21 protein-coding genes and 1 riboswitch are annotated in these 24,351 nt (G+C 42.5%); of the genes, 7 read left to right on the forward strand and 14 right to left on the reverse strand.

Annotated features, from left to right (window positions below):
• Position 1 precedes the first annotated feature (1 nt).
• The 6 genes from R7F64_RS05305 to metA all read right to left on the reverse strand — a co-directional run bounded on the left by R7F64_RS05305 (position 2) and on the right by metA (position 9,019).
• Positions 2 to 478 carry a hypothetical protein gene (locus tag R7F64_RS05305; RefSeq protein ID WP_318071503.1) on the reverse strand — a complete coding sequence of 159 codons (477 nt, stop codon included), beginning with the start codon at positions 476 to 478 and terminating at the stop codon, positions 2 to 4.
• A 9-nt stretch (positions 479 to 487) separates the two neighbouring features.
• Entirely contained in the window at positions 488 to 3,664 is a 3,177-nt protein-coding gene (locus R7F64_RS05310; RefSeq protein WP_081008261.1) for a response regulator, read from the reverse strand.
• Positions 3,665 to 3,819: 155 nt separating this feature from the next.
• Positions 3,820 to 5,976, reverse strand: a complete 2,157-nt coding sequence (locus R7F64_RS05315; RefSeq protein WP_318071504.1) for an EAL domain-containing protein — start codon at positions 5,974 to 5,976, stop codon at positions 3,820 to 3,822.
• On the reverse strand, positions 5,976 to 6,905 hold the full coding sequence (locus tag R7F64_RS05320) for a phosphate/phosphite/phosphonate ABC transporter substrate-binding protein (protein ID WP_054577884.1): 930 nt from the start codon (positions 6,903 to 6,905) through the stop codon (positions 5,976 to 5,978). Before R7F64_RS05320 ends, R7F64_RS05315 begins: the two co-directional genes overlap by 1 nt.
• Before the next feature lie 267 nt (positions 6,906 to 7,172).
• Positions 7,173 to 7,898, reverse strand: coding sequence for a type IV pilus biogenesis/stability protein PilW (pilW, locus tag R7F64_RS05325; RefSeq protein WP_017820928.1), 726 nt, complete (start codon positions 7,896 to 7,898; stop codon positions 7,173 to 7,175).
• 179 nt (positions 7,899 to 8,077) lie between these two features.
• Complete coding sequence (gene metA, locus R7F64_RS05330; RefSeq protein WP_005377792.1) at positions 8,078 to 9,019, reverse strand: homoserine O-acetyltransferase MetA; 942 nt, start codon at positions 9,017 to 9,019, stop codon at positions 8,078 to 8,080.
• Positions 9,020 to 9,359: 340 nt separating this feature from the next.
• Between metA and R7F64_RS05335 the strand changes: the two genes are divergently transcribed.
• The 3 genes from R7F64_RS05335 (at position 9,360) to R7F64_RS05345 (ending at position 11,576) form a co-directional block, all read left to right on the forward strand.
• A complete protein-coding gene (locus R7F64_RS05335; RefSeq protein ID WP_005377791.1) occupies positions 9,360 to 9,746 on the forward strand; it encodes a DUF6559 family protein in 387 nt (128 codons plus the stop codon).
• A gap of 123 nt (positions 9,747 to 9,869) precedes the next feature.
• Positions 9,870 to 10,205 (forward strand): DMT family transporter, encoded by a 336-nt coding sequence (locus R7F64_RS05340; RefSeq protein ID WP_069593657.1) that lies wholly within the window; start codon positions 9,870 to 9,872, stop codon positions 10,203 to 10,205.
• A gap of 420 nt (positions 10,206 to 10,625) precedes the next feature.
• On the forward strand, positions 10,626 to 11,576 hold the full coding sequence (locus tag R7F64_RS05345) for an LpxL/LpxP family Kdo(2)-lipid IV(A) lauroyl/palmitoleoyl acyltransferase (RefSeq protein ID WP_054576479.1): 951 nt from the start codon (positions 10,626 to 10,628) through the stop codon (positions 11,574 to 11,576).
• Between the two features lie 70 nt (positions 11,577 to 11,646).
• Here R7F64_RS05345 and R7F64_RS05350 read toward each other — a convergent pair whose 3' ends face one another.
• The gene (locus R7F64_RS05350) at positions 11,647 to 13,119 is read right to left on the reverse strand and encodes a carboxypeptidase M32 (protein ID WP_005377788.1); all 1,473 of its coding nucleotides are present in this window, start codon (positions 13,117 to 13,119) and stop codon (positions 11,647 to 11,649) included.
• 223 nt (positions 13,120 to 13,342) lie between these two features.
• On the opposite strand from R7F64_RS05350, the gene R7F64_RS05355 reads away from it, so the two are divergent.
• The gene (locus R7F64_RS05355; RefSeq protein WP_017820932.1) at positions 13,343 to 13,978 is read left to right on the forward strand and encodes a LysE family translocator; all 636 of its coding nucleotides are present in this window, start codon (positions 13,343 to 13,345) and stop codon (positions 13,976 to 13,978) included.
• Positions 13,978 to 14,544, forward strand: coding sequence for a hypothetical protein (locus R7F64_RS05360; protein ID WP_005385713.1), 567 nt, complete (start codon positions 13,978 to 13,980; stop codon positions 14,542 to 14,544). The genes R7F64_RS05355 and R7F64_RS05360 overlap by 1 nt, the downstream gene beginning before the upstream one ends.
• 118 nt (positions 14,545 to 14,662) lie before the next feature.
• Here R7F64_RS05360 and R7F64_RS05365 read toward each other — a convergent pair whose 3' ends face one another.
• Positions 14,663 to 16,039 (reverse strand): alanine/glycine:cation symporter family protein, encoded by a 1,377-nt coding sequence (locus tag R7F64_RS05365; protein WP_005377785.1) that lies wholly within the window; start codon positions 16,037 to 16,039, stop codon positions 14,663 to 14,665.
• A 122-nt stretch (positions 16,040 to 16,161) separates the two neighbouring features.
• A riboswitch (glycine riboswitch) is annotated at positions 16,162 to 16,261 on the reverse strand.
• Positions 16,262 to 16,788: 527 nt separating this feature from the next.
• On the opposite strand from R7F64_RS05365, the gene R7F64_RS05370 reads away from it, so the two are divergent.
• Together R7F64_RS05370 and R7F64_RS05375 are read left to right on the forward strand one after the other, a co-directional pair.
• A complete protein-coding gene (locus R7F64_RS05370; protein WP_005377784.1) occupies positions 16,789 to 16,947 on the forward strand; it encodes a hypothetical protein in 159 nt (52 codons plus the stop codon).
• A 31-nt stretch (positions 16,948 to 16,978) separates the two neighbouring features.
• A complete protein-coding gene (locus R7F64_RS05375; RefSeq protein ID WP_017820934.1) occupies positions 16,979 to 17,713 on the forward strand; it encodes a chromosome segregation ATPase in 735 nt (244 codons plus the stop codon).
• An 89-nt stretch (positions 17,714 to 17,802) separates the two neighbouring features.
• Here the strand turns inward: R7F64_RS05375 and R7F64_RS05380 are convergent, their stop codons facing one another.
• From R7F64_RS05380 to proV, 6 genes are all read right to left on the reverse strand, one after another.
• Positions 17,803 to 18,186 (reverse strand): hypothetical protein, encoded by a 384-nt coding sequence (locus R7F64_RS05380; RefSeq protein ID WP_054576467.1) that lies wholly within the window; start codon positions 18,184 to 18,186, stop codon positions 17,803 to 17,805.
• Between the two features lie 99 nt (positions 18,187 to 18,285).
• Entirely contained in the window at positions 18,286 to 18,651 is a 366-nt protein-coding gene (locus tag R7F64_RS05385; RefSeq protein ID WP_005377781.1) for a VOC family protein, read from the reverse strand.
• A 146-nt stretch (positions 18,652 to 18,797) separates the two neighbouring features.
• Complete coding sequence (locus R7F64_RS05390) at positions 18,798 to 20,747, reverse strand: LTA synthase family protein (RefSeq protein ID WP_054577882.1); 1,950 nt, start codon at positions 20,745 to 20,747, stop codon at positions 18,798 to 18,800.
• Between the two features lie 194 nt (positions 20,748 to 20,941).
• Positions 20,942 to 21,949 (reverse strand): glycine betaine/L-proline ABC transporter substrate-binding protein ProX, encoded by a 1,008-nt coding sequence (gene proX, locus R7F64_RS05395; protein WP_005385703.1) that lies wholly within the window; start codon positions 21,947 to 21,949, stop codon positions 20,942 to 20,944.
• The gene (gene proW, locus R7F64_RS05400; RefSeq protein WP_005377778.1) at positions 21,942 to 23,027 is read right to left on the reverse strand and encodes a glycine betaine/L-proline ABC transporter permease ProW; all 1,086 of its coding nucleotides are present in this window, start codon (positions 23,025 to 23,027) and stop codon (positions 21,942 to 21,944) included. Before proW ends, proX begins: the two co-directional genes overlap by 8 nt.
• A 4-nt stretch (positions 23,028 to 23,031) precedes the next feature.
• Positions 23,032 to 24,219, reverse strand: a complete 1,188-nt coding sequence (gene proV / locus R7F64_RS05405; protein WP_318071505.1) for a glycine betaine/L-proline ABC transporter ATP-binding protein ProV — start codon at positions 24,217 to 24,219, stop codon at positions 23,032 to 23,034.
• Between the last annotated feature and the right edge of the window lie 132 nt (positions 24,220 to 24,351).

The raw sequence follows: 24,351 nt of genomic DNA on the forward strand, positions 1-24,351 counted from the left end.
ATCAATTCTCCGAGCTAACCACACATAAAACATGAGCATTACTTGGGACGCTCGATGTTGGGGCATAACCAATTCTATTCGGCTTCTCTTGCATCCATGCTATGAGGTCATCAATGCTGGAGCGTGCAATCACTTTTGGCGGTCTAGCTTTACCTGAAAAAGACAAGCTTGCCCAATGCGCGTTCATTTGCGCTAAATTTTTGTTGAGAAGATAACGATAGAACTCAGCTCTTTCTGTTGATGTCACAGGCCAGTCAGAGAGTTCAATTCGCTGGCCTTGTAAAAGTTGCGTCTTCCCTCTGTACAACTTTCGCGCTTTATTGACAGCGAGCGGAGAGAATTCGTCATTAAATGAGAAAACGGCGTAGCTCTCTGCAGCGAGAGCTTGGCAATTTAATGAAAGAAGGGCAATCAGAATAAACAGATAGCGTTTTATGTAACGCAAAGGAAAAGCAACGCGAGAATGATTTCTACTCATAGAATCCACCTACATTGCTTGTTCAATTTGATACAACAGTTTTTCTTTGCGCACAGGCTTTGGTACGTAGGCATCCATTCCTGAATCAAAGCAGCGTTGAATATCATCATCAACGACGCTTGCTGTTAATGCGATAATGGGCGTCTTAGCTAATCCTTTACTCGCTTCATAAGCTCTAATTTGCCTAGAAGCTTCGAACCCATCCATTATGGGCATCATGCAATCCATCAAAATAACATCAAACTTTCCATCTTTTTGGAACATTTCGACTGCAATTTGCCCGTTTTCAGCGACTTCGAATTGATAACCTGCTTTAGATAGCAATAGAGAAGCCACTTTCTGGTTTACTCTATTATCTTCGACAAGCAAGATACGTTCGGAGCGAATAGGCGTTACCGTTGCTTCTGGTTGCTTAGAACTTGCAGGTAGTTCATGAGTTGTATCGGGAGTAGTGTTCTCTTGGTGTGGTTCAGCATGCGTCGTGTTGGAAACACGTAACCCAATTGCCTTATCTAACTTCTCTTTAAGCAACCCTGCTTTAAACGGTTTGGGCACATAGTCATCCATTCCAACGTCAAAGCATTTTTGTATATCGTCATCGACCACACTTGCCGTTAGAGCAATAATCGGAATTCTGAAAGCGCGTTTTTCTTTTACTTCTATTTGACGAATTATTTGGGTGGCTTCAAATCCATCCATTACGGGCATCATGCAGTCCATTAAAATTAGGCTGTACTGATTCTGTTGAAATTTCTCAACCGCTTCTTGTCCGTTTACTGCGACATCAAAGTCGAAGCCAGCTTTTGTGACGTGTAGCCCCGCGATTTTTTGATTGACCGTATTGTCATCAACGACCAAAATTTTCGGCAGAGATTTAACATGTTGCGCTGAAGTGCTCTCTTGTTGTGCGTGCGAGAAATTTGCCGCACAACTTTCAAGTGCTTTAATTAAGCGCTGCCCTAGTAGTGGCTGAGTGACCAAGGCGCTGATACTGTTTCTAAAGTCGAATTGTGGGCTATGAAGGTGCTTGATGAGGCAGACACGAATGTTTCGTTTACAAAGGCTTTCTATCTCATCGATATGCATCGCCGCTGCATTTGGTGATGCTTCTACATGAATAACGATAACGCGCTCGTTATCAATCCACGTTGGCAACGCACTTAAGGTATCTACTGACTGCGTTATATTGATGTTGAAAAAACTTAACTCGTTACGCAGTTTTTGTTCTAGTTGAGTACTGCTGCATACAATCCATATATCGTTGTGATTCAGAGCGTGATAAGCGTTAAACTCTTGCGTCACAACAGGAGCAGTTAGTTCAAAGAAGAAGCGACTGCCTTTACCTTTCTCGGATTCAAGTTGAATTTCTCCACCCATTAGCTCAACTAATTGCGTGCTAATGGCAAGCCCAAGTCCAGTTCCCCCAAATTGTCGGGTAGTAGAGTTATCCTCTTGGGCAAATGGAGCAAATATTTTCTTTTGCTGCTGGGCATCAATACCAATCCCAGAATCTTTAACGGAAAACTCGATGACCGCTTCACCATTTTTAATTTCGCGGGTGATGACCGATAGCTCTACACTGCCTTGTTCGGTAAATTTTACCGCGTTAGACATGAAGTTCATGACAACTTGGCGTATACGATGGTCATCCAACATTACGTGGTAAGGCGTGTTACGGCTAATGTTGACTTGCACATCGATGCCTTTTTCCTTTGCTTTCGGTGAAATGATAGAAGCAATGTCATAGATAGACTCTCGAACACAAGTTGAATGTGGGCTAATGAGCAACATCCCAGATTCAATTTTTGAGAAGTCTAGAACGTCATTAATTAAACTCAAAAGCAGTTGGGAGGAGGTTTCAATCGTGTCGACGTAATCGCGTTGTGTGGCAGTCAGGGAAGTATCGGATAACACTTCAGAGATGCCAATAACGCCATTTAGCGGCGTGCGGATCTCGTGGGACATGTTGGCCAAAAAGCTACTTTTGGCTTTACTCGCCTTAATTGCATCATCTTTTGCTTGTTCTGCATCTTCTTTAGCTTGTGTGAGCTTTAGTCTGGACAACATCCGCTCATCACTAAGCTTTTTTACCTCTCGAGCAAACTTACTCAGCTCGTCTTTACCCTTTATTAGTTGAGCAAGAGGTGAATTTTCAGTGTTACTTTGTTCATTGCTTTCGTTACTGAGAAATTTGAGGACTAGATTCAAGTTTCCAGTAACTTTTCGCACCAATCTTAGCGTTAAACTTACGACCAACAGCGTTAAAAGGCTCATCATTGCGATAAAGGTAAAGCGGCGCTGTGTCGTCGTGTTGATTGTCTTTGATATATCATCACTCAGCTGTTGTTCCATTTTGTCGTCAACACTTTGTAATAACGATAAGCGTTTGTTGAGTGCAGATAACCCCGCATCAATCTCATCCGGGGTTAATGATTTGAGTTGAGCTGGTTGCAATAAATAAGCACGAAACTCTTGGCTTTTGATAAAGACTTCACCCGTAAACGTCTCAATGAGCAGATCTACTTGTTGTTGATTGGCATTTAGCGTCACAAAACGCTCTAGAAATAGTTGTTGGTTCTGGATTAAAGATTGGATAGAAGCCTGTGTTGTGAGGTCATACTCGTTATTTTCCTCTGAAGATCGAATCAAATATTCGCTTAATCTATGCTCTTCAGTGGACCAAAACATCAACCATTCAAGTTGCATCAAAGAAGAAAGGTGAGTGTTTGTTTCATAACTCACATTTCTAAAATAGACTTTGTCTAAGCTCATGAGGATTTCTTTGAACGTATCAGCGCGCCACTCTGCTGCATCTAACTTTTCTTCTTGATTTTGCGAAGAGAGCATCGAGAGGGTTGCTTCCTCAAAGCTTATCAACTGGTTTAGTATCTCAGCGTTTTCACCGAATACTGGTGCAGCGGTGTCGCGTAACAATTGAGATATCTGCTGAGTTTTTAGTTGCTTATCTATTACATCAGGGTTATTCGGTAGGTGATAAAGCGAAGATACGCGGTCGATGTAGACAGAGAATAACTGTGCTTTTTGTAGTTCCTGAGCCTGGATAGAAAGGCTTTGTACATGTTTACCCGCGAGGACAAGCAACAATAAAATTGGCAGCAAAACCAACCCAAATAGCTTTTGTTTTACCGACAGGTTGTTCCAAGAAAAGATTCCTACCACGCGCATTTCCATATCCAAGAAGTTGATATGAAAAGTGTAGTTTATTTATCTCAGATGTTAGATTTTAAGAGAAAATTCATATTAATGGGTGGGGGAAGTGTGACCGATATTGCATTACGAGTACTAACGCGCTAAGCGGCAATAGTTAACAAAACGGCGTTCTAAGCAAAGTGATTGACGCTTTGAGCGCCACTCCCTCGTTGGTATTCAAATGCAATCAATTCCTCGGCAGGTACAGGTCTACCTAAGAAAAAACCTTGTACGACGTCACAGTGGAGAGACTCCATTCGTGTGAGTTGAGTTTGAGTTTCTACGCCTTCGGCTACTACTTTCATTCTTAGGTTGTGAGCCATGGATACAATCGCGCGAACTAATGAATCGTCTTGATCGCTTTTTCGGATTTGAGCGATAAATGAACGATCAATCTTGAGCCCGTCAAAAGCCATATGTTGCAGGTAGGCAAGGGCAGAATATCCTGTGCCAAAGTCATCTAGCCAAACTTCCACTCCGATACTTTGTAGTTTTTTAAGCACATATTGAGCTTTCTCTGTATCATCAATAAAAAGTGACTCTGTCACTTCAACATGAATGGTTTGAGGGGCGACATCATGTCGTTGTAAATACTTAGAAAATAATTGACTTAAATCTTGGCGATAGATTTGTCTTGGGGACAAGTTTAATGCGATGTGAAAATCAGTACCGAAATGTTCTGCCCACATTGCCCGCTGAGCAACTGCCGTCTCAATGATATGTTCTCCAAGCTCCAATATTAAATCACTTTGTTCTGCGATCGGGATAAACGATTCTGGACTGATATAACCTTTCTCGGGATGATTCGACCTAACCAATGCTTCGACCCCAATTAGGCGATAGGTTTTTAGATCAAATTGTGGTTGATACCACAGCTCGAATTGAGACAAATCACGTACTGAACGACGCAGTTCTCGTTCTATGTATAAACGTTGTTTAATCGTTTCATCAAACGTGGAATCGTATATCGTCATAATGTCTTTACCGCGTCTTTTGGATTCCTGCGCCGCAAGAGAAGAAAGCTGTAAAAGAGACTCAGCGTTTGAACCAAATTCTGGATACACAGCAACTCCGAGGCTTGCCGTAATTTGAATATCGTTCTCTTCCAAACTAAAGGGAGAGAGTAGTTGGCGATGAATAGCGTGCGCTTTTTCTCTAGCTTCATGATTGTCCGAGCACGGAAAGGCCAGTACAAATTCGTCCGCACCTACTCGACTTACGATGGTAGAAAGGCGGTAAAGCGGCTTAAAATAACTCGGCAAACGGCCTTGAAGCTCTGAAGCAAGATGGCCTAGCAATTTATCCCCAATGTTATGTCCGTAGTTATCGTTAATGTGCTTAAAGTCATCCAAGTCAATAAACACAACCGCAAGTGAGGGAGATTTGTGGTCAGTTATTTGCGTTTGAATATCAATGAGTAACTTTTCTCGGTTTGGCAGGGAAGTCAGAATATCGTGGTATGCCATGAACTCAACTCGGCTGGTGTATCGGTTCACTTTGTTTGACATTTTGTTGTACGCCGAAATAAGTTCTCCCACTTCATCTTTGCTTTGTATGTCGGTGACTGGCAGCGCTTGGGTATTTGACTCTGAAAATTGATCTTTTAGTTGCTTGAGTGGCTTAGTTAACGACCGCCCCAAAGCATAAGCGATGATGCTACCGAATAGAACGGATATCCCACTGATCGTTAGCAGCAAGTTAAACATCTTCTGTTTATCGTTTGAGGTAATCGCTTGGACTTGTTCAATGTTCTGTTCTTTCTCTTCCAGTAGATGTATCAAGTTAAGCTCAAGATATACCGCCCCAAGAGTAATGTTTGATTGCTGAATCGGCGCTGCGATCTCCAACTGATGCTTGGAAAAGGAAACGAGAGTTCTGGATTCTTCTATTGCTTTCAAAATAAAAGGAGAGCGGTAATGAGGTTGGGCAAACATCCTTAGCTGAGTAGTACCGTCGTGAAAGATTAGCCCTTCATTGTCAACAACATGTATTTTCGAGACATCTGGCTGGCTCAATGTTGCCTTAATTTGCTCATACGCTTGACTGATATTGTCTGTATAGAGTGGATCAAAAAGCTGTTTTGATAATAGCTCTGCATAAACCAACCCTTTTTGCTTAACGTAAGATTCGGTTTTTTCTTGAGAGTTGTTCGTGATTTGTTGAGTTAAGCTATTTGAATACGCATCGTAACCGTGCATGTATAACGCAAGATTTATCACCACAACAAACAAGACAACGAACATTGTCGAGCAAATGTATTTGGTTTCGAGTGAGAGCTTTTGAAACATCAATCCACCTTCGGTAACAAGTGAACTGACTTGCGCACTGTACTTAAGGAGGCTCGCATTTCTGGAGTAAGTGCGCTGAATTTTTTGGTGTTCTGAAACTTTTTAAGTGCGAGAGAGCCTTCGTGAGTTGTATCCATATCAAGCAGTATGGACGTGATTTTACGCTGTTGCTCTAGGCTCATGCTTGGAGAAGCGAGAATCAAATCCCTGGGTATTTCAACAGAACGAGAAAAAATCGCTAGTTTGTCTTTCATGTTCTCTGGCAAATCTTTGGGATTGTTCCAGTTGAAGTTACTGAATGCTCCTGCTGCAACTCTCTGTTTATATACCCATACAGATAGGTTGATTTCATTTGACTGAGCGAGTTGCTCATCAAGGAATAAATAACCAATGCTGTCTTTGGCCGGTTTGTCATCAGGAGAGGGAAGGTATTGCAGTTTTTCTCCGTGATTCAGCAATGTAATCGCAGGTAGGTAATAGCTGCTGGTAGACGTGCGCTTTTCGAAAACAAGCGTTTTTCCGCGCAGGTCAGAAAGTGACTCAATGCCACTCTCTTTATTAGTAAAGAACACCGTATGATATTTTTGCAGGCCTTTTTTCCATCGTATAGCAAGGACTTGGCTATTAGACTGCTTTTCTAAGGTCATCGCATTAAAGGGGGTCGCCGTTGCAATTTGAACGGTGCCATTTTCAAGCGCAACCGCGAGCTGACGATAATTTTTAAATACCTTTACCGCCCCTTTTGCGTAACCATATTCAGCCATATTTTCAGTTACATACTGAGTAAGGGGCGTCGCTTTTTTGATTTTGCTTTGGGCTTTATTGGACACAATGCCAAATGTGAATGTTTTCTCAATATTTTCTTGTGCACTGACGACAAAAGGTGAACTCAGCAAAGTGAGTAATAACAGAGTGCAGGCAGGTTTCATCCGGCTTCAACTTCCTTCTGGTGCATGTCAGTAATATTTAGTATTTATCAATGTGCCGAAATCAATCTTAAAAACAGTATGATGTACAAATTTCGTTGTGTGCGCACTTTTTATAATGTGACTTGGTCACTTATTCCGTTCAAATAGTACCGAATTTGACGTTTATGTACAGAATGAATGTATCACCGTGAGTCTGAATTCACTGGATTCTTGGTCAAGCGCTGTATTGGCTGTGAGCTAATGCGCCTTATGTATCGCTATTTTGTACTAAGAAAATTTTTCCAATTGTTTTTGATACTTTTTCTCGAGAGCTTCATTGCCTGCTGCACGTTCAAGTTGAATCATGAGTTGCAAAGAGGGCTTCTTCACGCCATACATTTGATTGAATCTCATTAATCGAATTCTAGCTTCAGTATAATCACCGCTATCAATTTCTATTTTAGCGAGTTGCAAAATCGATTTTGGTCTATGGGGATCATGATCGATAGCTCTAGTAAAGTAGTATCTCGCTTTGTCTTTATCTTGTGATTTTAGCGCACAAAAAGCTGCATTCTCATAGCTCGCTGGAATAAGGTAGTAATAAGGCTGCTCAATGGCTCGATTAAACATCTGATCGGCTTTTTCGAAGTCACCTCGCTTGCAAAGAAAAGTACCGTAGTTATTGAGCACATTTCCGTTTTTAGTGTGTTGGCGTAGAGAGCGTTTATACATCTGTTCGGCTTTAATATCTTCACCAACCGTTTCGTAGTAGTGAGCCATAGATAATTGCGCGCGATAGTATTGAGGTGCGTGGTTTAAGGCTTGTTGTAAGTTATCGTGCGCGCGAATCATGTTACCGCCGTCTAAATAACCTAAGCCAAGTGCGATACGTGATTCTGCCATTGCCACAGGATCGGCTTTAACGACAGGGCTTCCATCTTCTTTCACCGTCACGCAACCCACGAGTGCAAACTGAGACAATAATATTAGTGCACCGAGCTTTGCTGTTTTCATTCTTTATCCCTACATCCCTGAATCTTTCTGCATGATATGAATTACTTAGCAAAAGCCTATTGAGGAAAAAACACTATGCGATCAGGTTTGCAAACTGTTATGAAAAAGCCGCCATATGGCGGCTTGGTTCACATATTACATTTCGGTAATGATGAGTGCTTTGTTTGCTTATTTTGAAGCTAATCGTCTTTAGTGAAAGCATCTTCACTGAAGTGATCGAGGTCGTACGGTGTTTGCTGATAAACACAGTAGTTCAGCCAGTTTAAAAAGAGGAGGTGTCCATGGCTTCTCCAGCTTGCAATTGGTGGGTTATCTGGGTTGTTGTTTGGGTAATAGTTGACAGGAATAGCGGGCTCCATACCTTCGCTTAAATCTCGGATATATTCATTATGTAAGGTGTGAGAATCATACTCAGGGTGTCCTGTGACAAAGACATTGCGTTTGTCTTTTGTGGTGGCCAAGTACACACCTGCGACATCCGATGTCGCTAAAATGTCTAAGTCAGTATGCTCTTCTAGAAAGTGAGGCGAAAAATCTGCGTAACGCGAGTGAGGAGCCAAAAACGTGTCATCAAATCCGCGTAAGATAGGGTGAAATTGATGATGGATTTGATGATGATACACGCCTGAAAGTTTTTCTTTACGCGTTTTTTTAGGTAGATCGTAGAGTAGCTTTAACCCTGCTTGCGCAGCCCAGCAAACATAAAGAGTGGATGTCACATGATCTTTTGCCCACTCCATGATGGTTTTGAGATGATCCCAATAAATGACATCTTCAAATTGCACCAAACCTAATGGAGCCCCAGTAATGATCATGCCATCGAAGTTTTTATCTCGCACCATTTCAAATTGGCGATAAAACGTGTCTAAATGTTCAGTTGGCGTATTTTTACTCGGGCGGTTATCAATGCGCAGTAATTCGACGTTAACCTGTAGTGGGCTGTTTGAGAGTAGACGCAGAAACTGAGTTTCAGTCTCTATTTTTTTTGGCATCAGATTAAGGATCAGTACTCTTAAAGGACGTATTTCCTGACTCGCTGCACGCGTTTCACTCATCACGAAGATGTTTTCTGTCCTTAATACATCGGTAGCTGGTAATTGATCTGGAATTCTAATTGGCACGACTTTCTCTCCCTAAGTATAGTCAATCTAGACGTCTATACTTCTAAAGCTAACTTAATTAAGTTTAGATGTCGATACGAAATCCGACTTTTCAATCTACTCTTTACATTATGGTAAACCGTACTCGGGGTTGTCACACAATTGTGACTAAAGCAGAGTTTCTGATGAGATAGGTTTGAAACGCAGTGTGTACTATTTGCTGGTAATTATGCGATCACGTTAATATGTGAAGGTGACTTCGTATTAAGGAAGTCTCAAATTAATGAGCCATACTAAAAACAATCAGCTCACCATTTTGCATTAATGTGCATATTTGGAAACATCGTCAGTGGAGGACATTATGTTCGGTATTTTCAAGAGAAAGACAAAGATTCAGAGCATAGCTCAAGAAGTTCCTTGCGTGCTACTGCATTCGTTTGGTGATAAAGACATTTATACGCCGGAAGAGATTGATCAAGCTCTTCAAAAGCTGGGTTATGATAAGAGCAAGGATATCAGTCATTATCAGTATGCGTATGGAATGTTTGCCGATGAAGCCTCTTACGAGCTCCTAGAACTAACGGATGAGCTAGGTAATTATGGTCATTTCCAACGTGAAGTAGGTAAGATGCTACTCAATACACCTGAGCCGATTGATATGCATATCTACTTTGAAATTTCTCGTCAGCACCAAAACGTCAGCCTTTCACCTGGTCATCAAAAAGTAAGCGAAAGTGATGGTGTGTAAACATCGTTAGTGGTATTCCATCGTGAGATGAGTTGGGTATAATGCGCGGCCTAATTATCCGGACATGTTGTCGGTTACATTTCTGTTGAGCGTTAATGCCTTATGTTCAAAATGCTTGTCTCTATGCCACCAATGTTGGCGCTGTCGATAGCGATTGTATGTGAAGTGATTGCCACTTCTTATATTCCCAAAACAGAGCAATTTACGAAAGTAATGCCGAGCACAGTCGTTTTGATTGGTTACGGCATCGCTTTCTTCTTGCTTTCCGTCACAGTGCAAACAATGCCTGTCGGGGTTGTTTATGCCATATGGAGTGGTGCTGGGATCGTTTTGGTTGCGACGGTTGGTTACTTTGTTTACGGACAGCGTCTAGACTTACCAGCCCTAGTTGGTATTGGGTTTATCATCGCTGGTGTGTTGATCGTAAATTTATTATCCAAAACAGTAGGGCACGAATAACGCCACTCTACTTGTTAAGTGAATAAGAAGCCGCAGCGAGAAATTGCTGCGGCTTTTTAGTACAAATTCAATCGCTAATGGCGAGTATTGATATGACGTCTTATTGTTGTATTCATCACGGTCGCATTATGTGATTGAAAAACAGGCATTATTTAGCGCATTGAAAATACAAAGTTATGTTTCTTCAAACTTTAGGAAAGGGCAGTAGATAAATCACTCCGATAGATGTTAACGTGGCGACTCATCTTTACTGCTTTTTCATTCCCTACATATTTCTGCAAAGTTCTTATTGTGTAGTGTGTCGAAGAACCATAGAATCCGCGCGCTTTAATTTATGTTATTAGCGTTATCAATGATAAAAGTGCAGTCCATTATCATTGTTTTTATCACTTATAGATGGGCACATCTGACAATACTTACATGAACAAATACAAAAAGCCTGCATTCAAGGCCGAATTTCTTTTGCCTCGTTACTGGGGAACGTTAATTATCATTAGCGTGATGTACTTACTTAGCCTCCTTCCTTTTAAAGTTCAACTAGCTTTGGGACGCAACATTGGTCGTTTAGCTATGCGAATCATGAGAAAACGTCAAGTTACTATCAGACGCAATCTTGAGCTTTGCTTCCCTCATATGGAAGAATGCCAACGCGAAGCAATTCTAAAAGACAACATCGACAATACTGGCATCGCACTTTTTGAGACCGCGATGGCATGGTTTTGGTCAGATAAACGGGTAAACAAACACGTCACGATAAAAGGCATGGAGCATCTAGAGGCTTTAGAGAAGTCAGGCAAAGGTGCATTAATGTTGGCCGTACACTCAATGAATCTAGAGTTAGGTGCTCGAGCTTTTGGCATTAAAAAGTCTGGAACCGGTGTTTATCGCCCAAACAATAATCCGTGCTTTGATTATTTTCAGTATAAGGGACGCTCTCGCTCTAATCGTACACTGATTGATCGTAAAAACGTCAAAGCCATGCTTGAAGCACTTAAAACGGGTGAGCGGGTTTGGTATGCACCGGACCATGATTATGGTAACCGACGCTCGACATTTGCACCGTTATTTGCCGTTAAAAATGCTTGTACTACGACAGGTACAAGTTTGTTGGTTGATTCTACAGATTGCGCCATTGTGCCTTTTACGATGGTAAGAGGAAAAGACGGACACTATACCCTAACCATTAGTGCGCCCGTCGAAGGTTTCCCGAAAGAGGATCATCAACGTGCCGCCGCATTCGTGAATCAAATAGTTGAAACATCAATCATGGCAAGTCCGAGCCAGTATATGTGGCTTCATCGTCGGTTTAAAACTAGACCAGAGGGTGAGGACTGTTTGTACAAGCCTAGGCTCATCCCTAGCTTGGCATAACACATAGAGAGCCTACAAAAAGCCCAAGGAACATACGAACCTTGGGCTTTTACTTTCTATTCTTTTCGCTTTATAAGTAGCGATCTTTTAGGTGAGCTTGAAAGTGTTTAGCATTCAGTGTTTCACCCGTGGCTTGTTTTACCAACTCATCAGTGGTGAATAAGCTACCTTTACTCCAGATGTTTTCCGAGAGCCAATTGAATATCGGAGCTAAGTCGCCAGAACGAATAACCGCATCTACATCGACGGTTTGTTTCATTGCTGCCATAAATTGTGCAGCGTACATCGCACCGAGCGTGTAGGACGGGAAATAGCCAAAACTTCCGTCTGTCCAATGGATATCTTGCATACAGCCATTTTTGAAGTTTCCTTCGGTTGATAGCCCCAAGTACGCTTTCATCTTTTCGTTCCAGAGTTCTGGTACATCTGTATGTTTGATGACGCCGTTCATGAGATCTCGCTCAATTTCATATCGAAGGATAACGTGAGCAGGATATGTTAGTTCGTCAGCATCTACGCGAATAAAGCCTTTTTCTACGCGAGTGTAAATTTTGGCTAAATTGTCTTTTTCGAATTCACTACCAGAAAAATGGTTAGAAGCCAGTCGAGCGAGGTGATCGATAAACGCGCTGCTTCGTCCTATTTGCATTTCAAAGAAGAGTGATTGTGATTCATGAATACCCATAGAGCGAGCTTCTCCCGCGGGTGTTCCTGATAAATCTTTTGGTAGCCCTTGCTCGTATCGAGCATGGCCAGTTTCGTGGACAATCCCCATCAATGATTGGACAAACTCGTTTTCATTATAACGTGTCGTAATACGCACATCTGTCGGTACACCGCCACAAAATGGGTGGGTACTCTCATCAAGTCGACCGTGTTCAAAATCGAATTGAAGTAGCTTCATGACTTCCAAACCGAGCGCTTTTTGCTTTTCCGCAGGGTAGTGTGCAGTTGGCAATAAGATGTTGTCTGATTGTTGTTTTTCAAGCGCTTCATCGATCAAAGTAGGAAGCCAGGTTTTCACGTCAGCAAAAAGAATGTCTAACGACGCAGACGTTGTGCCAGGTTCATAAACATCGAGCATGGCATCATAAGGAGTCGTGCCATTTGCTTCGGCTCTAATTTGCGCTTCTTCCTGCGATAGCTTTACGACTTCAGCCCAGTTCTTTTCAAAACCAGCCCAGTCATTTTCTCCACGTTGCGTACGCCATGCATGTTCACATTTGGAGCCAGCAAGAGATTGAGCTTGAACTAATGATTCTGGTAGTAAGTTAGCTTGCTGCCACCCACGCTTCATTTCTCTTAGGATAGATTTTTCTTTTGTAGACAGCGTCTCTTCTTCTGCCTGAGCGAAAAGCTCTCCCAAGTGCGGTTGAGTCATTAAAGAATGGATATGTACATCGAGCTCTGCCGTGGCATTCGAGCGTGCTTCAGCGCCACCAGGTGGCATGACCGCCGCTTGATCCCAATCTATGATGGCTGATAGATGCTCAAAATTTGCCACTTTTTTGGAATGTTCAACGAGTTTTGTAAATGCGTTCATGTGACTACTCTTATTCTTTTGTTCTTTCCCTAAACACCCGATAACGGGTCCTTCATATGGTGTTGCACTAAGCAACCTGCGTTAATTTACTAATAATTAACAATTAACTCCAACCCATTGTCCATAAACTCACCCAGTTGTATAGCTCTCTTAAAAAAGAAGCTTGCGAATCTTGTGGATTGGCGGTATTGATGAAGGATTGACAATTAATTATCACGATAATATGGATATTTTGAATTTCGAGGCATTTATTATTGCCATTACGATTTTAACGTTAACGCCAGGTTTAGATACTGCACTTGTTATCCGTAACACTAGCCGATCGGGCCTAAAAGATGGATGTACAACCAGTCTAGGGATTTGCTTTGGCTTATTCGTACATGCTTTTTTTTCTGCGGTTGGTATCTCGGCGATTCTTGCGCAATCAGCAGAGTTGTTCCAAATCGTAAAAATGATTGGCGCAGCTTATCTTATCTGGCTTGGTTTGAGCAGTTTAAAAGCGCTAATGTCGTCGAAAGATGGATTGACCGTGACCGAGCAGATTCACGAAGTGTTTAATGGTAAGCGCTCTTTTAGAGAGGGCTTTCTTTCTAACGTCTTGAACCCGAAAACGGCGGTCTTCTATTTGGCTTTCTTGCCACAGTTTGTGAATCCAGAAGGTTCACCCTTGCTTCAATCAATGATGATGGCATCTGTACACTTTGCTATTGCGATGGTTTGGCAGTGTGGTTTAGCTGGCGCGCTTAACTCGGCTAAAAATCTACTAAAGAATGCAAGCTTTATGAAGTGGATGGAAGGCGCGACGGGCGCAGTATTAGTCGCACTTGGTGTGAAGTTATTAATTGAAAAACCCGTTTAATGCGTAATATTTATCGATTGTTGATACTACTCGCTGTATTTATTGTGGGGATAGGTGCCGCTGTTGCTTGGCATACGTGGCCACAAGTACAGTTTGCGCAACGCGGCATGATCTGGTCTTGGCACTGGGGCTACTTCGAGCCTTTTGCTAATGGAATACAACAAACGCGAACTCAAGACACTAAACAGTTATTGCTCAGGCGTGTGTATTTGCATGACGCTATTGTCGTTTTTGTTTCGACAACTATGGACAATAAATTTGAGGTTGACGTTGTAAAAGAGCAAACCTGTGAACCTAAAACGACAACTTGGGCTTCGGTCTCTGTCAATCATCAACGTGTTAGGCATGTACCTATGGTGTGCGATGCGTTTGGGCAAGGCTACTTTTATCGCTACATCGGGAAACATCTGGAATCGATTGAGGTTGGTGTCGGCGACTCGTTTGTAACAGAAGCATTTTTAGACTGGCCGCTATCAGAGTTGAAAGCGGATCAATTCAAGCAAAAAAATGCGAAGTTTTTTGAAGAACGTGGAGAAAACGTTGAGCATCAATGGTTGAGAGATTAACCATTTAACCGAAGATAAATAAAGCCCGCTAAATAATAGCGGGCTATGTGTTTTTACCATTTCTAATGTGTTTTGCTCTCTGTGACTGGTAGTTTGTGACCGCAAACCTGCCGTTTCACTAAGCTTTCACTGCTTCAACTTCACCTGATTGCGATGTTGAGCTAAAGAACAGTTTGGTTTCTGCCAGTACGACGTGACGCAGTGCGATCAAACCAATTAGGTTAGGAATTGCCATCAGACCGTTTACGATATCAGCCAGTAGCCAAATCATATCGAGGTGAAGGAATGCACCAGATGCCACCAAGCCGACGAAAATCAGTTTGTATGGAAGCACAGCTTTAGTTCCGAACAGGAACACAACGCAACGCTCACCGTAGTAGTTCCAACCAAGAATGGTGGTAAAAGCGAAGAACATCAAACCGATTGAGACGAGCATAGGGCCAAATGTATCTGCATTTAAACCCACCGCAAAAGCATGAGTCGTCATCGCGGCACCTGCAAGGTCACTTTGCCATGCACCGGTCAGGATTAGAGCAAGGCCTGTCATGGTACAAATAATGATGGTATCGAAAAAGGTACCCGTCATTGAAATTAGGCCTTGTTTAACACAAGAGTCTGTCTTCGCTGCTGCTGCTGCCATAGGCGCGCTACCCAAACCAGATTCATTTGAGAACACACCGCGAGCGATACCTGATTGGATTGCCAACATGATGCTTGCACCTAGAAAACCACCAGTCGCTGCTGTTGATGTAAAGGCTGAAACCAGCACTAATTCAACGGCATTGAACAATTGGTCTGCATTCATGATGATCACGCTTAAACACGCCAACACATAAAATACAGCCATGGTAGGAACCACTTTTCCTGCAACGTTAGCAATGGATTTGATGCCACCCAAAGTTACGAAAGCAACCAAAAGAGTTAGTACAAAGGCAGATAGCTCACGGTTAACACCAAGAGATATCTCACTTGCATCCAGAATCGCGTTTACTTGTGGAAACGTACCGATACCAAAACAAGCAACACCCAAAGCAAACACTGCAAACATGATCGCGAGAGCTTTTGAGCCAACACCGTATTGCAAGTAATACATTGGGCCACCAATCATTTGGCCTTTATCATCGACTCTTCGGTACTTAACCGCCAACAAACATTCGGCGTATTTAGTCGCCATTCCGAAAAGGGCTGCGAGCCACATCCAGAATAGAGCGCCTGGTCCACCGAGTTTGATTGCTGTGGCAACACCAACAATGTTACCAGTACCAATTGTTGCTGAGAGCGCAGTACAAAGAGCTGCAAAGCTAGAAACGTCACCTTGAGTATTAGATGACTTATCTTTACTGAATACCATCGCTAGCGCTGTTGGGAGGTGTTTAAACTGGATCAAGCCAAGGCTAAAAGTGAAGTAAACCCCTGTACCTACTAGCAAAATAAGCAGCGGTGGACCCCAGACAAAATTATCGATGGTTTGTAGTAAAGATTGTAGGTTGTTCATGATTTCCCCTTAATAAAACAACTAATAAGGAGAAGAGGGAAAGGACGAGATCAACGATCTCTAAAAGAACTAAGCTATTGGTTGTAGGCGGGAAGGCCAAGCAAAATAGTTAGGTTGTAACTTTCCACTCCTCTGTCCTTTTGCCTGAGAGTTTCACCTTGCGTGAGTGCAAGACTTGCTCCTTCGGCGACCGATTTAACGGTTCTCTCCAGAGGTTCCTCCAACTACAGTCCCCGCTACCTAGGTAGCACCTGAAATAGTTAATTCTTCGGCGAGTTATGCTAATCAAATGTTAAAATTTGATTAATAACCACTCTCCTGCAGTCTTCATCGGAACAATTACTCAATTAAATGAGTAAAGGTTAGTTAATGATGCTGGTCATCATTAACGTGTGAACTCTATCATGTTTTTGGTCCATTTCAACACCCTATGTCAATTTATTTTCAATGAAATAACCTCATCAATTTTCATGAAGGTATGTTTGCCAATCTTTTTGTGCGAGTCACGGCATAAATAAAATTTATTGGGTTAGGGAATGGAACCCAAAAACACTTCAGAACGATAAATGTGTTTCGACCGTTACGACATAAGTTATTCAATTAAGGACACAAAATTGATTAAAATCGGAGCACTTATTTTAAAATCTACGCTAAGTTGACCTTATGGTACGTATAAATGGGTTACAATGAATCTTTGTGAAACAGTCTACGGACCTAGGCAGTTTTTCATGAGTGGACAAGGAGGCGGTATGACCAGATTATTAGCCATTGCGGTGTTGATTGCAGTAGCATTTGTGCTGTTTCGTTATCGAACCAATGAAAAAGTCCAAAAAGCGACCGTTATAACATTAATTGGCGCATTTCTGATTTATACAGCATCAATTATGTTTGCGGAATTGATCCGCTAGCAAAGTAAAAGAGTCCTTGGAGTAGTATACGGTGAGTTCTCAGAACAAAATGGAAGAGCAAGACGACGTAGTTGTCATTGAAGAGCGTGACAAACGTACGCATATCTATATCGCAATCGCTGCGGTGTTAGGCTTGGCATTTGGTGGCCTTGTTGGATCGGTTGTCACTGCGAACAAGTGGGAATCGACTTACCACGTATTAGAAGAAAAGTATCAAGCACTAACGCAAGATAAAACCCAGTTGGCATCTCAAGTAAAAGTGCGTGAAGAGGCGCTTGACCAAGAGATACAAAACCAAGTTAGTGAGTTACTCGCCGCGAAAGATGAAGCTCATCAGAAAGCACTTAAGAAGTTGCAAAAGCAATTGACTGAGGTCGAGAAGGTTAACTTGTCACTAGAGTCTCAATTGAAGCAGCAGGCAGATAAGATCAACACGACGAAGTCAGAAAATGAGAAGTTGAGTCGTCAAGCGGATATGCAAGCGACTATGTTTGAGCGGTCCCGCGAAGTATTCCAGAAAGAGCTAAAAATTTCGCAAGAATTAGAGTCTCTCGAGAAAGAACGGTCGAAATTATTACCTAAGATTGAGAAACTCAAGAAAGAGTGTGACGTATTTTTAGAAGGCAAATCTTGGGACGTGAAGTCGGACGCGTGTGATAAACATGACGAAGCTAATTCACGACTAAGTCAGGTCGATCAAATGATTGAAGTCTATAAAATGGACCTCAAACAAATCAAAGCAATAACGGAAGATATCGGCCTTTAAGTCTTTTGTATCCGATTTTTGAAAAGCAAAAGGAGCTCTTTAAGAGCTCCTTTTTCGTTGTTAGCTATGACTTTAAGGCTGCTCGTATATTAGATTCGTGAGGCGTCATAGCCTGAGGCGAGCAGGAGCTCTCGTTCGTGTTTAATCAGCTGAGCTCGATCTTCAATTAGTTCATTGAGTGCTTGAGATGGCTTACCTGCTAATGCTTTGAACGAATCAAAAGATTCCGCGGTGTCGATTTTATCAATCATCTGACTGATGACATTACGAGCCTCACACGGGTTACTCGTCGTTGTAAAGTATTCTACTTGCTTTGCTGCCGATTTCATCTCAGTTAATAGCTCAAGCGGGCTACTTTCTTTGGCTACTGCCATGTAGTTATCCAGCACGCGCTTTGCATAAAGCAGTTCTTTGAGGGGGATATCTCTTCCGCTCTCGATTAGGGATTCGCTAAGGATCATACTTGAGCTCATGGGCATTCCTTCTTATTACTACGCCGCTTTTGATGTTTCCTTGAGTCTAATTTATTGAAGTCACATTGGGAATGGGTAAAAAGCATTTTTAACGCATTTTTATTCATTTATGAAAACACGAATGCGATGCTTATCTGGATCGATAGCCATAAAATTTAACCCATACACTGATGTCGCTGGTGGTTGAACAAACTCAACACCTAGGTCTTTCCAGCGCTTGTAAATGCGCTCTAGCATATGACTATTGGGCACCGATAAAGACAACTCGGTGCCACCACCTCTAATTCCGCTGTAGGGTGAAAGATTATCTCTTTGCTTGAGTGTCAACGTTAAGCCTTCGGTCAGTGGAATAGCGGCGAAGGTTGGAGACAACTGCGTGACTTTGCGTTCGAACAGTTTCGAATAAAAAACTTGGCTTATGTGGATGTCCTCAACGTAGAGAACGAATGAATTGATAGTCAGCATGGTTTGTTCCTTAATCAATTAGAAATAGTAGGGGCAATCTAACGGAAAGGAACGACAGGAGTTGTCAGTAGAACATTCTCGAAGGTAAGTGACAGAATAAGAAAAAGGAGCCGTTTAGCTCCTTTTTATCAGCGGAATCATTGGTATTAATGAGTGTGTTTGGAAGAATACCAGTTGTTTTGATACGCTTTAGATGCAAATAATGCGTTTGCTTTTGCACGCTCGATAATAGATTCGTCCACCTCTAGCGGCTTCATGGTTTGGTCTTTAAAGTCGTACGCCAGGGTCGATATCTTTTCACCAGGGGAAAGCACAACGAGATTGTCGCGCGTTAAATAACCAAAGTTTTTGTCGTATTGCATCATTGCGCGTTCATCTTCGCGAGCCAGTGGCTTCGTTAAATCACGACCAATCATCGGTGTTTTAGCATCTACCCCAATCAGAGATAACAGTGTAGGCGGCATGTCTATGTTGTTTGCTATGCGGTCATCTTTACGTGGTTGAATGCCTTTACCAAGGATCAATGCTGGAATGTGAAAGTGCTTAACTGGAACAAGGTTAGCGCCAGAAACACGTGCATCATGATCTGCAATTACAATGAAAATGGTATCATCCCAATAAGATGACTTTTTCGCCTTTTCAAAGAAAGTGCCCAAAGCGTAATCGGAATATTTAACGGCGTTGTTACGCGTCATATATTCTGAATCGTATGGCTCAATTTTGCCTTTTGGATACTCATAAGGGCTATGATTACTTGACGTAAAAACTAAGCTAAAAAAAGGTTTGTCGCTTTTTGAAAGGCGTTCAAACTCTTCGTTTGCTTTGTTATATAGATCTTCATCACTAACACCCCAAGAGCCAACAAAGCTTGGGTTGTTATAATCGTCTTCTTCTACTATTTGATCAAAACCGTTACCAAAGAAGAAAGTTTTCATGTTGTCAAAGTTGGCTTCACCGCCGTAAATAAATTGCGTGTGATAGCCTTGAGCTTTCAGTAAGTCCGCGATAGTAAAGAAACCCGTTTGGCTTTTACTCAGCTTCACTACAGCGCGAGAGGGAGATGGAGGAAAGCCCGTGGTTACGGCTTCAATTCCACGAACAGAACGAGTACCAGTGGCGTACATTTGTGTGAACTGCCAACCTTCCTTCATGAGTTCATCAAGGTTTGGTGTTAGAGGCAAACCGCCCAAATCACCGACAAATTGGGCGCCTAAGCTTTCTTGTAGCAAAATCACTAAGTTTTTATGTTTACCCTGGTAAGTCGCGGGGTTACTGTTCATGGTTGGGAGTAATGAAGGGGTGAAGTCGGACTTTGTTGATGAAGTGCGAACTAATTCCAACATCTTTTGAGTGTCCATTTTTCCGTAGAACTGCTCAGCACTCTTTTCTGACTTCATGCTATTAACCGCAAACAACAATGAGTAAGATGAGTTCAGTGCTAAGTCGTTAAGCAGTGGATCGTTAGAAAAGGCGACCATAGCAGGATTTAGCGGGCGGTGACCTAAAGATGAGCGAGCACCTGCAACCCCAAAAAGAACAACGAAAAGTGCCAATAGTGGTCGCCATTTCCAGTTGACCTGCTGCGCCTTATCGGTCAGTTTCTTACTCCACTTCCAACCTAAAGTGATGGTTAAAACTGTACCTAACGCACCAATAAACAGTTCTAATTTGTAGCCAGTCCAGAGCATACTCAAGACTTCTTTTGGGTAGATTAAGTATTCCACAAACAGGCGGTTTGGACGTAGGTCGTATTCCTGAATGAATGGCGCTGTTGCGAGCTCCATGTATACAAGCACCCAAAGCCCTAAAACCATCCATATGCGTAATATTCGCTTCCAACACTCTCCCATCTTACCGGTTAATGGCATGAAGGTTGAAAACAGTGCTGGAAGAATAAATAACCAGCAAAGCGTTGCAATATCTACGCGCAAACCTTGACCTAGGATGTAAATTAAGTCGTTTAGAGAGTCAATACGGTCAATCTGCCAAAAAGCTAGCAAAACTCTTGAGATAGACAGAAATAGAAGCGAAAACAAAGAAAAGGCAGCAATTGGCTGCAAAGGCCCCCACACAGAGCTCCTTGATAAGTTTTTCATATTTATTCGAATAGTTTAATTGTTATGTTGTGTTGTTTTTAGCAAAGCAAGCGTGAAATAAACGTGAATTATAATGTGGGTTTATGGTCGAGTAGTGTAAGTGTTGGTATGTCTATGTAAGGGGGAGGGGCGTTTGTGTAAAAAAAGAGCCAGTTGATAACACCAACTGGCTCTAGAGGTTGATAAAGGCATGATTACATTGCGGCTTTCTTCGCTTCTTCGACCCATGCGTCGAACTTTTTCTGGTTCGCTTTGATCCAGCCATTTACATGAGACTCGATGTCCGCTGAGCTGTTCTTACCTTGGCTCATCATCATATTCTGAGCACTAACATCATTGATATTTAGTTTGATGATTTCAAACAGCTTTGCAGCAGCAGGGTTGTTTTCTGTAAACTCTTTATTAGCAACGATGCGCATAGAGTTCATCTCGAAGCCGTAGTTCTTACCGTTCTCTAGTGTCGTATCAATGTCCTTACGCTCACCAGGAAGTGAAGAGAATGGCACTTCTAACCACACAACATCTTTCCCTGGAACTAAAACGCCACTTACCCAGTACGGTGTCCAAGTGTAGTAAAGAATCGGATCGCCTTTTTTGTAACGTGAGATTGTATCAGCGATAATCGCCGCGTAGTTACCTTGGTTGTGTGTTACTGTGTCACGAAGTTTGAAAGCATCCAACTGATGTTCAACAACCATTTCACAACCCCAACCTGGGTTGCAGCCAGTTAAGTCCGCTTTGCCATCGCCGTTTGCATCGAATAGCTTCGCCAATTTTGGATCTTTTAACTGACCAATGTTCGTGATGTTATATTTTTCCGCGGTTTTCTTATCGATCAAATAACCTTGCGCAGCACCACTTACGTATTGGCCTTTACGGAAGAACTTATCATCACCGCCAGACATCGTGTACTTATCGGCGTGAAGAGGGAACCAACCAACCGCTAAGAAAGTAGCATCACCTTTAGCAATAGAGGTGTAGCCTACGTTGTAGTCCACTTCTTTGGTCGGTTTAACATCGTAACCAAGCTCTTCAAGTGCGCGGTTTACGATCAACGTTTGAAATGTTTCTTCTGCAACGGTTGATTGAACAGGCTGAACAGTGACACCTTCACCCGGTAGTTCACTTGCCACACCATAAGTTGAAAATGCGATAGTACTTAGAGCTCCAACAGAGAGCGCTTTCTTCCATGAATTATTCATTGATGTTTCTCCTAAGTTTTAGATCGTCTTGGTTCGTCTTTGTTTTCAGTTTTAATAGGTATGAAACAGGACCTGTGTGATACCAGCGAAGTTTAGTGTTGCCCGCATTAACCCCTAACACCTGGGTGATACGGTCTAACAAAATCGCAAGAATAACGATGCCTAAGCCACCAACGGCAGCAAGACCCATATCAAGTCGGCCAATACCACGAAGTACCATTTGGCCTAAGCCGCCAACAGCAATCATTGAAGCAATCACTACCATAGAAAGTGACAGCATTAAGGTTTGGTTTACACCTGCCATGATGGTTGGTAACGCCAACGGTAACTGGATGCGATAAAGCATCTGTTTTTTGTTTGCCCCGAAAGAGTGGCCAGCTTCGATAAGCTCTTCAGGTACTTGCTGAATACCCAAAATAGTCAGGCGCACAACGGGAGGCAGGGCGAAAATGATCGTTACTACTACGCCAGGAACGTTACCAATACCAAACAACATAACAATTGGCACAAGGTAAACGAACGCGGGAGTCGTTTGCATTGCATCTAATATTGGCCTAACAAATTTGGCAGCGGTTTGGCTCCTTGCCAACCATATCCCCATTGGTAGCCCTATAAGCAAACAGAAGAAAACGGCGGTTAACACCAGTGCTAGCGTTGTCATCGCTTGTGACCACGCACCAATTAGGCCGATGAAAACAAGGGATACAAGAGTAGAAAAACCAAGTTTTACATTGGAAAACTGCCACGCTAGCAAAAATAAAATGAGTACCATTATAGGCGCAGGTGTAGACACCAAAGCAGTTTCAAACGACGTTAGAATAAAGTCGATTGGAACTCGTATTGCTTGGAAAACAGGTCGACCATGTTCCACCAGCCAGTTCAAACCGGACTCTACCCAGCTATCGAGGGGTAAAACCGCATCTTGGAATGGGTTCATAATATCGAATGGTGCTTGCTCTACAGTTTCTGAGTTGAGCCAATCATTACTTGGCGCGGCCTCTGTACCTTGCGACCAAGGATCATCTTGCGCAGGAGCAGTATTTGACCAGGGATCATTGTTAGTTTGCTCTGAAGACATCGTGTTAATCCTTATCTAGTGTTTGTAGAAGACGTGATTTAGTCACGACACCAAAGTAAGTTGCTTTCTCATCTACGACAGGCACGGCATAAGGAACACCAGCAACCAGACCCAAAATGTCATTAATTGACTGATCAGGCTGAAGAGTAACTTCATCCGGTAATTGAGCACTGGCTAACGAACGGTTTTCTTTATGAGCCAAACGTAGTGAATCAAGAGATACGATGCCGGAATATCGGCTAGATTTATCGACGACAATACCGTAATCACGGTCGTGATCCATCAGAATCTGCATCGCAGAGCCTGGACCGTCATTTTCCGATTTCTTAAAAACAGCCGCTGGCTTCTTGCGCGCGATATCTTTTGCTGTCAAGACACTTGCGATGTTTACGCCGCGGAAAAACGCTTCGACATAATCATTTGCTGGACTGTGTAATATTTCATCAGGTGTACCAACCTGAACAACCTCACCGTTTTGCATGATGGCGATACGGTCGCCAATGCGCATTGCTTCATCCAAATCATGAGAAATGAAGACAATTGTGCGTTTGTCATCGTTCTGTAGACGAATAAGCTCATCTTGCATCTCAGAACGGATCAATGGGTCTAAAGCGGAAAACGCCTCGTCCATTAATAGGATGTCAGGATCACAGGCTAACGCTCTCGCTAAACCAACGCGCTGTTTCATACCACCGGATAATTCGTCAGGGAAAGATTCTGCATAAGGGTCTAAACCCACTCTTTCTAAGGCGGAAAGGGCACTTTTCTGACGCTCATTAACATCGATGCCGGCAAGTTCTAAACCAAAGGCGGCATTTTCAATCACCGTCATGTGTGGCATGAGTGCGAAACTTTGAAACACCATTGAGATATTATTACGACGAACTTCTCGAAGTTCATTCTCGGAGATGTGGGCGATATCTCTTCCTTTGAGATAAACACTACCTTTAGTCGGCTCAATGAGCCGGTTAAGAAGTCGAACAAGGGTGGATTTCCCGGAGCCAGAAAGGCCCATGATTACGAAAATTTCCCCTTCATTTATGGTGAGAGATACATCGTTTACGCCGACTGTTAAACCTGTCTGTTCAAAAATACCGTCTTTATCGACGCCTTTGTCGATAAGCGAGAAGGCTCTATCTGGGTCTTCTCCAAACACTTTATACAGTCCCTTAACTTCCAGTATGGGATCCATGTTATCTGTCCTTTTTCGTGTGTTTATAACTGTTTAACGATTTGTACTCTAATTAATTTTAGTTCAACTTTCAACGAAAGGGGGTTGGTTAACTAGTTCTGCCGTGCATAGAGAATTCGTTGAGCAAGGTAT

Origin of the sequence: Vibrio sp. Vb1980, from assembly GCF_033338615.1 — a bacterium.
GTDB lineage: Bacteria > Pseudomonadota > Gammaproteobacteria > Enterobacterales > Vibrionaceae > Vibrio > Vibrio alginolyticus.